1 pseudogene is annotated in these 1,016 nt (G+C 61.7%); it reads right to left on the bottom strand.

Features of this window, described 5'->3' with window-relative positions:
* Positions 1–1,016 (bottom strand): annotated as a pseudogene (locus AC1DWI_RS24350) (RHS repeat domain-containing protein); the annotation flags it as partial.

Raw genomic sequence — 1,016 nt, 5'->3', positions numbered from 1 at the left:
TCATACACCCTGGTGATGTTTCTTTGCAGGTTGCCTTGCGGGTCCTTGACCTGTTCGCTGACCTTGTTGCCCATGGCGTCCAGGGTGTAGGTGATGGTGTTGCCCTTGGCATCGGTCACCCCCGTTAACCGGTGGGCTGCGTCGTAGCTGTAACTCATGGTGCTGCTGTCGGGCATGACCACACCTGTCAGCTGGCCGGCGTTGTCGTAGGTGTAGGTGGTGATGCGGGCCGTGTCGCCAGGTGGTGTGACACTGGTGCTGCTGACCCAGCCTCGGGGGGTGTAGCTCATGTCAGTGACGATTCCCTTGGGGTCGACCATCTGGCGCACCCGCCCTGCCCTGTCGTACAAAGTGAACTGGGTCAGGTGGCCTGCTGCGTTCGTCACGCTCTGCAGATCGCCTGCCGTGTGGCCGACTTCATTGGGCACCGTGCCGCTGGAGGCGGCCGTCGCATAGTAAGCATAGGTCGTGGTCATGTTGTTCGGGTCCACACGGGTGAGGACCCGGCCGCCAGCGTCATACGTGAAGCGGGTGGTTCTGATGGGTGCTGTCGGGTCTGGGCTGCCATTGCCCAAGGTGGCCTGTTCGACCCGCTTGCAAACGACAGGCAATACGGTGCCATTTGGAAGTGCCGAGGCCGTCGTGCAGCTCGCTGCAATGTTGCTGTTGAAGGGATCGGGCTCCCCGTGGTAGACCAAGCTTGTGCTCAGCAAAGGTTGAGTCACCTTGGTGGGTAATCGCCAATCCGGATGCCAGATGGTTTCAATTTTTCGGGCCCCTGGAGGCAGCGACGCCCCACTGGGCAGGACGGCGGCACAYGATACCGTGTTGGCCAGGCCCTCGACCCGCGTAATCTCACGGTTGCCGCTGTCATAGGCATAACAGCTGCGCTGGCCGGTGAAGTCATCCTTGCTCACGACATTACCGCTGGTGTCGTAGGTTGATGCACTGGCGGCGGCCGCATTGCCCGACCCAGCGGGCTGACTCACGCCGGTCAACATGAGGGAGCCCAGGAT

This window comes from Polaromonas sp. P3_C2, assembly GCF_056402675.1.
This window is presented reverse-complemented; position numbering and strand designations above follow the sequence as displayed.